13 protein-coding genes are annotated in these 11,565 nt (G+C 59.7%); 12 read left to right on the top strand and 1 reads right to left on the bottom strand.

The window, feature by feature from the left end; all coding sequences use genetic code 11:
- The first annotated feature begins 53 nt into the window (after positions 1-53).
- The 6 genes from minC to AC0IW7_RS17370 all read left to right on the top strand — a co-directional run bounded on the left by minC (position 54) and on the right by AC0IW7_RS17370 (position 4,988).
- Positions 54-791 (top strand): septum site-determining protein MinC, encoded by a 738-nt coding sequence (gene minC, locus AC0IW7_RS17395; RefSeq protein WP_463383471.1) that lies wholly within the window; start codon positions 54-56, stop codon positions 789-791.
- 102 nt (positions 792-893) lie between these two features.
- Positions 894-1,709: a septum site-determining protein MinD gene (gene minD / locus AC0IW7_RS17390; protein WP_122452834.1), complete on the top strand. Its 816-nt coding sequence runs from the start codon at positions 894-896 to the stop codon at positions 1,707-1,709.
- Positions 1,706-1,960: a cell division topological specificity factor MinE gene (gene minE / locus AC0IW7_RS17385; protein ID WP_108095523.1), complete on the top strand. Its 255-nt coding sequence runs from the start codon at positions 1,706-1,708 to the stop codon at positions 1,958-1,960. The genes minD and minE overlap by 4 nt, the downstream gene beginning before the upstream one ends.
- Positions 1,961-2,033: 73 nt before the next feature.
- Entirely contained in the window at positions 2,034-2,669 is a 636-nt protein-coding gene (locus AC0IW7_RS17380; RefSeq protein ID WP_122452833.1) for an RluA family pseudouridine synthase, read from the top strand.
- 144 nt (positions 2,670-2,813) lie between these two features.
- Positions 2,814-3,650 carry a hypothetical protein gene (locus AC0IW7_RS17375; RefSeq protein WP_471819650.1) on the top strand — a complete coding sequence of 279 codons (837 nt, stop codon included), beginning with the start codon at positions 2,814-2,816 and terminating at the stop codon, positions 3,648-3,650.
- A 51-nt stretch (positions 3,651-3,701) separates the two neighbouring features.
- On the top strand, positions 3,702-4,988 hold the full coding sequence (locus tag AC0IW7_RS17370; RefSeq protein WP_471819649.1) for a M18 family aminopeptidase: 1,287 nt from the start codon (positions 3,702-3,704) through the stop codon (positions 4,986-4,988).
- A gap of 85 nt (positions 4,989-5,073) precedes the next feature.
- Here the strand turns inward: AC0IW7_RS17370 and AC0IW7_RS17365 are convergent, their stop codons facing one another.
- Entirely contained in the window at positions 5,074-5,790 is a 717-nt protein-coding gene (locus tag AC0IW7_RS17365; protein WP_471819647.1) for a UTRA domain-containing protein, read from the bottom strand.
- Positions 5,791-6,120: 330 nt separating this feature from the next.
- On the opposite strand from AC0IW7_RS17365, the gene AC0IW7_RS17360 reads away from it, so the two are divergent.
- The 6 genes from AC0IW7_RS17360 to AC0IW7_RS17335 all read left to right on the top strand — a co-directional run bounded on the left by AC0IW7_RS17360 (position 6,121) and on the right by AC0IW7_RS17335 (position 11,412).
- A complete protein-coding gene (locus tag AC0IW7_RS17360) occupies positions 6,121-7,179 on the top strand; it encodes an ABC transporter substrate-binding protein (RefSeq protein WP_471819646.1) in 1,059 nt (352 codons plus the stop codon).
- 167 nt (positions 7,180-7,346) lie between these two features.
- Positions 7,347-8,153, top strand: a complete 807-nt coding sequence (locus AC0IW7_RS17355; protein ID WP_471819645.1) for an alkaline phosphatase family protein — start codon at positions 7,347-7,349, stop codon at positions 8,151-8,153.
- On the top strand, positions 8,150-8,992 hold the full coding sequence (locus AC0IW7_RS17350) for an ABC transporter permease (RefSeq protein ID WP_471819643.1): 843 nt from the start codon (positions 8,150-8,152) through the stop codon (positions 8,990-8,992). Before AC0IW7_RS17355 ends, AC0IW7_RS17350 begins: the two co-directional genes overlap by 4 nt.
- On the top strand, positions 8,979-9,776 hold the full coding sequence (locus tag AC0IW7_RS17345; RefSeq protein WP_471819641.1) for an ABC transporter permease: 798 nt from the start codon (positions 8,979-8,981) through the stop codon (positions 9,774-9,776). Before AC0IW7_RS17350 ends, AC0IW7_RS17345 begins: the two co-directional genes overlap by 14 nt.
- Positions 9,773-10,759: an ABC transporter ATP-binding protein gene (locus tag AC0IW7_RS17340; protein WP_471819639.1), complete on the top strand. Its 987-nt coding sequence runs from the start codon at positions 9,773-9,775 to the stop codon at positions 10,757-10,759. Before AC0IW7_RS17345 ends, AC0IW7_RS17340 begins: the two co-directional genes overlap by 4 nt.
- On the top strand, positions 10,759-11,412 hold the full coding sequence (locus tag AC0IW7_RS17335; RefSeq protein ID WP_471819637.1) for an HAD family hydrolase: 654 nt from the start codon (positions 10,759-10,761) through the stop codon (positions 11,410-11,412). The genes AC0IW7_RS17340 and AC0IW7_RS17335 overlap by 1 nt, the downstream gene beginning before the upstream one ends.
- Positions 11,413-11,565 lie beyond the last annotated feature (153 nt).

Raw genomic sequence — 11,565 nt, 5'->3', positions numbered from 1 at the left:
GACCCGCTAGGCATTTCCGACATCAGTACATTATTAAGGCCATCAGGCATCCCATGAGCCAAGCCGATCTGCTCAATCAAGACCCCGTATTCCAGCTCAAAGGCAGCATGCTCGCCATCACCGTGCTCGAGCTTGCGCACAATGATCTTGAGCGCCTGGAACAGCAACTGGCCGAAAAGGTTGCCCAGGCGCCGAACTTCTTCAGCAACATTCCGCTCGTGCTCGCGCTGGACAAGCTGCCCGCCGCCGAAGGCATTCTCGACCTTGGCGAGTTGATGGCGCTGTGCCGTCGTCATGGTTTGCGCACCCTGGCCATTCGCGCCAATCGCGAAGAAGACATCGCCGCCGCCCTGGCCCTCGACATTCCTGTACTGCCGCCTTCCGGCGCAAGGGAAAAGCTCGTAGAACCGGTGGAGATCACGGCGAAAAAGAAGGCGGAAAAACCGCCAGAGCCTGTGGTTAAACCGACCAAAGTTATCAATTCACCCGTGCGCGGCGGCATGCAGGTGTATGCCCAGGGTGGCGATTTGATCGTGCTGGCACCCGTCAGTGCCGGTGCGGAACTTCTCGCTGACGGCAACATCCATGTTTACGCGCCCATGCGCGGCCGTGCTCTGGCCGGCGTAAAAGGCGACACCAAAGCGCGGATTTTCTGCCAGCAACTGGGCGCCGAAATGCTCTCGATTGCAGGGCAATACAAGGTCGCTGAAGACCTGCGCCGCGACCCGCTCTGGGGCGATGCAGTTCAGGTCAGCCTGACCGGTGACGTGTTGAACATCACCCGGCTTTAACGGATACTGCGGCCACTTTTCAGGACACAAAACGGGCATCTGGAAGCCACCTTTTCGTTGGCGCCAGATTCCCGCATTTCTTCATATTTGGGGTGAATCACCTTGGCCAAGATCCTCGTAGTCACTTCCGGCAAAGGTGGCGTCGGTAAAACCACCACCAGCGCCGCCATCGGTACCGGCCTCGCCCTGCGTGGGCACAAGACTGTCATCGTCGACTTCGACGTGGGTCTGCGTAACCTCGATCTGATCATGGGCTGTGAACGCCGCGTTGTGTACGACTTCGTTAACGTCGTCAACGGCGAAGCCACCCTCACCCAAGCGCTGATCAAAGACAAACGCCTGGAAAACCTCTACGTTTTGGCCGCCAGCCAAACCCGCGACAAAGACGCGCTGACCAAAGAAGGCGTGGAAAAAATCATCAATGAGCTGCGCCAGACCTTCGAATACGTGGTCTGCGATTCGCCAGCCGGCATCGAGAAAGGCGCTCACCTGGCGATGTACTTTGCCGATGAAGCCATCGTGGTAACCAACCCGGAAGTGTCCTCGGTACGTGACTCCGACCGCATGCTCGGCCTGCTGGCCAGCAAGTCGCGCCGCGCCGAACTGGGCGAAGACCCGATCAAAGAACACCTGTTGCTGACTCGCTACAACCCCGAGCGCGTACAGAAAGGCGAAATGCTCGGCGTCGAAGACGTTGAAGAAATCCTCGCCATTCGCCTGCTCGGTGTTATTCCCGAATCGCAAGCGGTACTCAAGGCGTCCAACCAGGGCGTACCGGTGATTCTCGACGACCAGAGCGACGCCGGCCAAGCTTACAGCGATGCCGTCGACCGCCTGCTGGGAAAAGAAGTCGCGCACCGTTTCCTCGACGTTAAAAAGCAGGGCTTCATGCAACGCCTGTTCGGAGGTCGCGAATGAACATTTTCGACTTCTTTCGCGAGCGTAAAAAAGAGACCACCGCGTCGATTGCGAAAGAGCGTCTGCAGATCATCGTCGCCCACGAGCGCGGCCAACGCAGCAAACCGGATTACCTGCCGGCCTTGCAGCAAGAGCTGGTGGAAGTGATCCGCAAGTACGTGAATATCGACTCGGATCAAGTGCAGGTTGCCCTGGAAAACCAAGGCAGCTGCTCGATTCTCGAGCTCAACATTACCCTGCCGGATCGTTGATCCGAAGGGTTCAGATAACGGCGGCTTCGGCCGCCGTTGTCGTTTTTGCGAATGTGATTTGTAGGGCCACCGCATGCCGTTGTCGAATGTTGAAATCGTCTACCAGGACGAACAGATCTTGCTGGTCAACAAGCCCACCCTGCTGCTGTCAGTGCCTGGGCGCGCCGACGACAACAAGGACTGCCTGATCACCCGCCTGCAGGAAAATGGTTATCCAGAAGCGCGCATCGTGCACCGCCTGGACTGGGAAACCTCGGGGCTGATTTTGCTGGCACGCGACGCCGACACCCACCGCGAACTGTCGCGCCAGTTCCACGACCGCGAAACCGAAAAAGCCTATATCGCCTTGTGCTGGGGCCAGCCGGAACTCGACAGTGGCAGTATCGATTTGCCCCTGCGCTACGACCCACCGACCAAACCTCGCCACGTGGTCGACCACGAACATGGCCGCAACGCCTTAACCTTCTGGCGCGTGCTGGAGCGCTGCGGTGACTGGGCACGGGTTGAGCTAACGCCCATCACCGGCCGCTCGCACCAACTGCGCGTGCACATGTTGTCCATCGGCCACCCGCTGTTGGGCGACGGCTTGTATGCCCACGAGCAGGCGCTTGCCGCCTACCCGCGCCTGTGCCTTCACGCCGCCATGTTGGCCTTCACGCATCCGAAAACCGGCGAGCGTTTGCGCTTTGAATGCCCCGCGCCCTTCTAACTGATGAAGAGGTGGCGCTGAATACCGCGCCGGCGTGCGATATCACAGTAACGTGTCAGCGCTGTTACAAAACATTGCAGAAACTTACAGTGATGGCCTCATACTGGCGCCCTTTCACTGGTTACCAGCACGGAGGCTGGCGCAATGTTTATTCACCAACTGCATCGCGACTACCCCTTCCCCGTGCAATTTCAGAACACCACCTTGTTCTTGCGCGAAGCGCCAGACGCCTCTGCGCTGCAAGCTTTGCAGCAGTTAGTGCAAGGCCGCAAAAATGCCAACCACAAACGCTACAGCCGCCCGTTTTGCGCTGGCGGTAAAGCGTTGTTCGCCAAGATTCAGCCGCTCACTGACATCAAGTCCAAGCTGCGTGTTACCTGGCGCAAAACCCATCGCGATGGGCGCTATGACTGGGCCATCGAAGAGCTGATCAACACCGCCGAAGCCAATCGCCGTGGCGCGCAGGTGCCGCCGCTGGTGGGCTTCGGTCATACCAAGTCCGGGCTCGGCATTACCCGTGAACTGTTCCTGCTCACCGGGCTGCTGAACGATCTGGTCGACGGCCACCTGTGGCTCAAGCAAAACCCGGAAGCGGTGAATCAGTTCATCGTCACCGCCTTTGCACTGCTCGGCAGCCTGATCGAGAAAAACATTACCCATATGGATTTTTGGGTAGGCAACGTGATGATCAGCCCGGACGGCGCCACGGCGCACGCCATCGACCTGGAAAACGGTTTCTCCCACCGTTCGGAATACTTCAGCGAAACCCTCGGTTTCCAGATGGGCTTCTTCTATTACCGTGAGATCCACAAGTTCATCATCGAACGGCACTACGACGCGCTGGTGGAGGCGTTCATTGCCACGCAAGGGCCGCTGGACCGCGCCCGCTTCGACGCGGTGTACCAGCTTGCCAAGCACGAGAAAGTCGGCCGCAAGGAGCGACGTGACGTGTTTCTCAGCGGCAAGCTGGTGATCGGCTGAAGCCTGCGGCGGTATACGGTAAACTCCGCGCATTGCCGCCTGGAGTGCCTTATGCGCGAAGAATTGAATCAGGGCCTGATCGACTTTCTCAAGGCCTCGCCGACGCCGTTTCATGCCACCGCCAGCCTGGCCATGCGCCTGGAAACGGCCGGTTATGTGCACCTCAATGAGCGGGAAACCTGGCACACCGAGCCCGGTGGCCGCTACTACGTCACCCGTAACGACTCCTCCATTATCGCGTTCAAGCTCGGCAAGCGCCCGCCACTTGAAGGCGGTTTGCGCATGGTCGGCGCCCACACCGATAGCCCGTGCCTGCGGGTAAAACCGCAGCCGGAATTGCAGCGCCAAGGCTTCTTGCAGTTAGGCGTGGAAGTGTATGGCGGCGCCCTGTTCGCGCCGTGGTTCGACCGCGACCTGTCGTTGGCCGGGCGCGTCACCTTCCGCCGCGACGGCAAGGTTGAAAGCCAGCTCATCGATTTTCTGGTGCCCATCGCCACCATTCCCAACCTGGCCATTCACCTGAACCGTGAAGCCAACCAGGGCTGGGCGATCAACCCGCAGAACGAATTGCCGCCGATTCTGGCGCAAGTAGCCGGCGACGAGCGCTACGACTTCCGCGCCCTGCTCGCCGACCAGCTCGGCCGCGAACACGGCCTGAACGCCGACGCGGTGCTCGATTACGAGCTGAGTTTCTACGACACCCAAGACGCCGCCGTTATCGGCCTGAACGCCGACTTCATCGCCGGCGCACGCCTGGACAATCTGCTGTCGTGCTTCGCCGGCCTGCAAGCGCTGCTGCATAGCGCCGACGATGAAAGCTGCTTCCTCATCTGCACCGACCACGAAGAAGTCGGCTCCAGTTCCTGCTGCGGCGCCGACGGCCCGATGCTTGAGCAAGTGCTGCGCCGCGTGCTGCCGCAAGACGAAGACTTTGTGCGAGTGATCCAGAAATCGCTGCTGGTGTCGGCCGACAACGCCCACGGCGTGCACCCCAACTACGCCGACAAACACGACGGCAACCACGGCCCGAAGCTCAACGCCGGCCCGGTGATCAAGGTCAACAGCAACCAGCGCTACGCAACCAGCAGCGAAACCGCCGGCTTCTTCCGCCATTTGTGCCTGGCTGAAGAAGTGCCGGTGCAGAGCTTCGTGGTGCGTAGCGACATGGGCTGCGGCTCAACCATCGGCCCGATCATCGCCAGCAACCTGGGCGTGCGCACCGTCGACATCGGCCTGCCGACCTTCGCCATGCACTCCATTCGCGAACTAGCGGGCAGTCATGACCTTGAGCATCTGGTGAAAGTGCTCACCGCGTTTTACGCGACCGAGTTGTTCTAAATCCGAGCCTAAATCCTGTAGAAGCGGCTGGGCGGCATCCCGATTAGCCACGATGCTGTTAAAACATCGCGGCTAAAGCCTCTCCCTACTCCGGCACTTCCACGCTCACGTGAATCGCATCGTGCCGCCAGCATTCGATGTCGCAGTCAATCAAGCGGCCGTGCTGGTCGCGGTTCACACGGGTGATGCGCAGCGCCGGGCTGCCCACCGACACTTTCAAGGCCGCCGCCGCTTCCAGATGCAACGCCGTGGGCACCATGTCAAAGCGCACGCGGCCGTAATGAATGCCGTACTCGCGGGCGTATAGCTCAGTCAGCGACAAGGTCAGGTCAAAATCGAGAATGCTGGGGAAGTACGCCGGGTTCAGGTAGTGCTCGACGTACAGCACCAGCCGGCCATCGACGCGGCGTGCCCGGCGAATCTGAATCACGCTGGACAGCGCCGGCAGTTCAAGCAAATCGCAAATTGCCGCAGGCGCCGGCAGCAGGCGCGCGGCAATAACTTCCGTGGAAGGCGTGCGGCCCTGCTCGCCGACCATGGCGTCGAAGTGGCTACGCACCAGCGGGTTGTAGGCAAGCCGTGGCAGCGACACAAACCAGCCACGGCGCTCTTCCCGGTAAATAAGGCCTTGAGCTTCCAACTGGCCCAAAGCTTCGCGCAAGGTAATGCGCGTGGTGTCGAACACCTCGCTCAATTTGCGCTCGGCCGGCAACTTGCTGCCCGAGGGCAGCAGGCCATGCTCTATCTGTTCTTCCAGTGCGCGACAGATCGCTGTCACGGCACGGGGCGCCTCATCTCGCATTAAATGCCCTCATCTGGACTAGTCCAGCTCCATTTCGGAGCCGACCCGAGCGCCGGAACTGCCCGAAACCTGCAAATAACCCTAGCCAGCCTAGATGACTATTGGATGACACGGCTGTGCTTTTGCACGCCTCATGCCAACCGCAACAGGCCACCTATATTTTTTAAATCAAGCACTTATCCATGGTCTACGCTTGCTGGACGCTCGCCCGGCGGACCTTTGCCGGGCGGCGTGCCAGAGCGGTCCGACACAAAATTGTCATCCATTACCGCTAACTTGGCTTGGCTATTGCTGATCTAGACCAACACCCTCAACACGAAGGAGCGTCGAATGAAACGCCTGTTGCTAGCTTCAATCCTGGGATCGACCATTGCTCTGGCTAACCTTGCCATGGCCGCCGATACCGACCTGAAAAGCCTGGAAGCCGCCGCCAAGTCCGAGGGCGCGGTAAACAGCGTGGGCATGCCAGACAGCTGGGCCAACTGGAAAGATACTTGGGCCGATCTGGGCAAGCTCTACGGCCTCAAGCACCTGGACACCGACATGAGTTCGGCGCAGGAAATCGCCAAATTCGCAGCGGAAAAAGACAACGCCACCGCCGATATCGGTGACGTCGGTGCGGCCTTTGGCCCCATCGCGGCGCAGCAGGGTGTAACCCAACCCTACAAACCCAGCACCTGGGCACAGATTCCTGAGTGGGCCAAAGACAAAGACGGCCACTGGATGCTCGCCTACACCGGCTCCATCGCCTTCATCGTCAATAAGAAGCTGGTGAAAGACGTACCGAAGTCCTGGGCCGACCTGGAAAAAGGTAAGTACAAAGTCGCCATCGGTGACGTCAGCGCTGCCGCTCAAGCGGTAAACGGCGTACTGGCTGCCGCCATTGCCAAAGGCGGTGACGAGAAGAACATTCAGCCGGGCCTCGACCTGTTCGCTGAAATCGCCAAGCAAGGTCGCTTGTCGCTGTCCAACCCCACCATTCAGACCCTGGAAAAAGGCGAAGTGGAAGTGGGCGTGGTCTGGGACTTCAACGGTCTGAGCTACCGCGACCAGATCGACCCAAGCCGCTTTGAAGTGCTGATTCCGTCCGACGGTTCGGTGATTTCCGGCTACACCACCATCATCAACAAATACGCCAAGAATCCGAACGCAGCCAAGCTGGCGCGTGAGTACATTCTGAGCGACGCCGGTCAGATCAACCTGGCCAAAGGTAACGCCCGTCCGATCCGCGCCGAGCACCTGAAACTGCCGGCTGAGGTGCAGGCCAAGCTGCTGCCGAACGAGCAATACGCCAAAGTACAACCGATCAAAGATGCCAAAGCCTGGGAAGAAACCTCCAAGGCCCTGCCGAGCCTGTGGCAGGAAAACGTGATCATCAACATGGAATAAAGCGTCAGGCGGCGATAGAAGAAAGCGGCGCGACCGCTTTCTTCTTTTTCAGCCCGTACGGTCACTGTAGGAGCGGCTTTAGCCGCGATGCTTTCAAGCGCAACAGCATCGCGGCTAAAGCCGCTCCTACAAGGACTGAGGAACGCCTTGCAACGGTGGAATAGCACATGAAACACAACGTCATACTCGTGGTGCTCGACGGCCTCAACTACGGTGTAGCCGAGCATGCCATGGGTCACCTTCAGGCGTATTGCGGCGCGGGGCGCGCGGCTTTGTACAAGCTCGAATGCGAACTGCCGTCACTTTCGCGGCCGCTGTATGAATGCATTCTGAGCGGCGTACCGCCGATTGAAAGCGGCATCGTGCACAACGATGTGTCGCGTCTTTCCACTCAAAAAAGCATCTTCCACTACGCCAGCGCGGCAGGTTTGAGCACGGCAGCGGCGGCCTATCATTGGGTCAGTGAGCTGTATAACCGAAGCCCATTTCACGCCGCACGCGACCGTCATACCGAGGCGCCGGAATTGCCCATTCAGCATGGGCATTTCTATTACGCCGACCACTACCCCGACTCTCATCTGTTTGCCGATGCCGAAAGCCTGCGCATGCGTCATGCGCCCAATTTCCTGCTGGCGCATCCTATGAATATCGACGACGCCGGCCACAAGCACGGCCTCGACAGTCCGCAATACCGCAACAGCGCCCGCAGCGCGGACCTGTTGCTCGCCGAATACCTGCAACGCTGGCTCGACGCCGGCTATCAAGTGCTGGTGACCGCTGACCACGGCATGAACAACGACCGCTCGCACAACGGCCTGCTTACTGAAGAGCGCGAAGTGCCGCTGTTTGTGCTCGGCGATGCCTTCAGCCTGGACAATTTTGCCCAACCGAAACAAACCGACCTGTGCGGCACCATCTGCGAACTGCTGGGTGTGCCCCACGACAAACCTGTCTGCCGGGAGCTGTTGAAGTGAGTTCAGTCACCCGTGGTAAATGGCTCGGCCTGCTGTGCCTGCTGCCCTTTGCCGTTTTCTTTATTGCCTTTCAGATCGCGCCGTTGCTGTGGGTGGCGATTAACAGCCTGAACAGCGCCGCCGGCTGGGGCTTGAGCAACTACGCGAAAGTGTTCAGCTCGAAGTTCTATTTGCAGGCCATTCAGCACAGCCTGGAAATTTCGTTCTGGTCGAGCGTGATCGGCATCGTGATCGCCATTCTCGGCGCGTATTCGCTGCGCAAGGTCGACAGCAAACTGCGCGATTTCGTCATGGCGTTTTCCAACATGACCAGCAACTTCGCTGGCGTGCCGCTGGCGTTTGCCTTTGTGATTCTGCTCGGCTTTAACGGCGCGCTGACCATCATCCTTAAGCAAGCCGGCGTCATCGACGACTTCAACCTGTATTCGAAGACCGGCTTGATCGTGCTCTACACCTACTTCCAGATTCCCCTCGGCGTGTTGCTGCTGTACCCCGCCTTCGACGCGCTGCGCGAAGACTGGCGCGAGTCGGCCGAGCTGCTGGGCGCAAGTACCTGGGACTTTTGGCGGCACATCGGCTTGCCCGTGCTGACGCCAGCGCTGCTGGGCACGTTCATCATTTTGCTGGCCAACGCCCTGGGCGCTTACGCCACGGTGTACGCACTCACCACCGGCAATTTCAACGTACTGCCGATTCGCATCGCAGCCATGGTGGCCGGTGATATTTCCCTCAATCCAAACCTGGCCAGCGCGCTGGCGATGGTGCTGGTGGGGCTGATGGCGGTGATTACCGTGGTGCATCAATGGCTGTTGAAGAGGAGCTACCATGTCGCGCGTTGAAACCCGGGCGGCCGGGCTGTATCACCGCACGGTGGTCACCTTGCTGTTCCTCATTCTGTTGCTGCCGCTGGCCGGCACCCTGCTCTACTCCGTGTCCACGAGCTGGTCGGCGACCATCCTGCCCGACGGCCTGACGCTAAAATGGTATGCGCAGCTGTGGACCGATCCGCGTTTTCTCACCGCATTCGGGCAATCGCTGCTGGTGTGTTTTGGCGCGCTGCTGCTGTCGGTGGTGCTGATTCTGCCGCTGCTGTTCGTGGTGCATTTCCACTTCCCCAAGCTCGACGGCCTGATGAACATTCTGATCTTGCTGCCCTTCGCCGTGCCGCCCGTGGTGTCGTCGGTGGGCCTGCTGCAAATTTATGGTTCCGGCCCGCTGGCCATGGTGGGCACGCCGTGGATTTTGATTGGCTGTTACTTCACCGTGGCGCTGCCGTTTATGTACCGGGCGATCACCAATAACCTGCAAGCGATCAACCTCACCGACCTGATGGACGCCGCTCACCTGCTCGGCGCCAGCACCTGGAAAGCGGCCTTTCTGGTGGTGCTGCCCAACCTGCGCAAGGGCCTGATGGTGTCGCTGTTTCTGTCGTTTTCTTTCCTGTTCGGTGAATTCGTATTCGCCAACCTGCTGGTCGGTACGCGCTACGAAACCTTGCAGGTGTACTTGAACAACATGAAAAACAGCAGCGGCCACTTCAACAGCGCCCTGGTGATTTCCTACTTCTTTTTTGTGCTGCTGTTTACCTGGGCGGCCAATCGTTTGAACAAGGACAAAGCATGAGTTTTCTGAGCATTCAGGGGCTGCACAAAAGCTACGCCGCCACCTCGATTTTCAGCGATATCAACTGCGAAATCGGCAAAGGCGAATTCGTGACACTGCTCGGCCCGTCCGGCTGCGGCAAGTCCACCCTGCTGCGCTGCATCGCCGGCTTGACGGAAGTGAACGGCGGCAAAATTCTGCTCGAAGGCAACGACCTGGTGCCGCTGTCGCCGCAGAAACGCGACATCGGCATGGTGTTCCAGAGCTACGCCCTGTTCCCCAACATGAGCGTGCAACAGAACGTCGCCTTCGGCCTGCGCATGCAAAAGGTCAGCAAAGACGACAGCGCCAAGCGCGTGAAAGAAGCGCTGGACATGGTGGAACTCGGCACCTTCGCCGACCGTTATCCCCATCAGCTTTCCGGCGGCCAATGTCAACGCGTGGCCCTGGCGCGCTCGCTGGTGACCCGCCCGCGTTTACTGCTGCTCGATGAGCCGCTTTCGGCCCTTGATGCACGCATCCGCAAGCACCTGCGCGAGCAGATTCGCAGCATTCAGCAAGAGCTGGGGCTGACCACGATTTTCGTGACCCATGACCAGGAAGAAGCGCTGACCATGTCGGACCGTATCTTCCTGATGAACGCCGGCAAAATCGTGCAAAGCGGCGACGCCGAAACCCTCTACACGGCGCCGGTCGATGCCTTTGCCGCCGGTTTTATTGGCAACTACAACCTGCTCGACGCCGATGCTGCCAGCCGCCTGTTGCTGCGCCCGGTGAACAGCCGCGTGGCGATTCGCCCGGAAGCGATTTCCTTGGGCAACGGTGATATCGACGCTCAGGTGCGCAGCCACAGCCTGCTCGGCAACGTGATCCGTTATCGGGTGGAAGCCCGTGGCGTCGAACTGCTGGTGGACGTGCTGAACCGCAGCGCCGATGACGTGCATGACAACGGTACGCAGCTGACCCTGAGCATCGACAGCAACGCGATCCGGGAGGTGGCGTGATGGCCCTGGCGATTTTCGACCTCGACGACACCCTGATTGACGGCGACTGCGCCAGCTTGTGGAGCGAACACATGGCCGACATCGGCTGGGTGGACGGCGAGTCGTTTGTGAAAAAAGACCACGAGCTGATGGCGTTGTATGCCGAGGGCAAACTGGCGATGGAAGACTACATGACCTTCAGCCTGTCGCCGCTGGTGGGGCGCACCGCCGAGGAAGTGGCGTTTGTGGTCGAGCCGTTTGTGGAAGATGTCATCGAGCCGATCTTCTTCAGCGACGCCACCCGTTGCCTGGCCACGCACCGCACGGCCGGCGACCGGATTCTGGTGATCTCCGCTTCAGCGCATTTTTTGGTCAGCGCCATTGCGGCGCGGCTGAAAATTGATGAAGTGCTGGCGATTGATCTTGAAGAACTGCACGGCCATTACAGCGGCAACACGCGGGGCGTGCTGACTTACCGCGAAGGCAAAGTGACGCGCCTGCACGCTTGGCTGGCTGAACAGAACGAGAGTCTGGAAGGCGCCTACTTCTACTCCGACTCGCGCAACGATTTACCGCTGTTGTCGCAGGTCAGCCATCCCCATGTGGTGAATCCAGACCCCGTGTTGCGCGAACACGCGGAGAAGGCGGGCTGGCCGATTCTTAGCTGGCGTTAACGGTTGCCACGCCCTCTCCCGCTAGCGCTTTGTTGCTGCGGGAGAGGCCTGACACTCCTTCTTCCGATAGTTGGGCAGTTCCCCCGCTCTGCAAACTGGCCTCCTTGGCTTACCATGGCGCGCTTTTTCCGCCTAGGCACAAGGACCGGCTGC

The sequence above is a fragment of the Pseudomonas sp. AC229 genome, from assembly GCF_979254655.1.
Note: the sequence above shows the minus strand (reverse complement) of the source record. Positions and strands in the feature narration are given on the sequence as shown.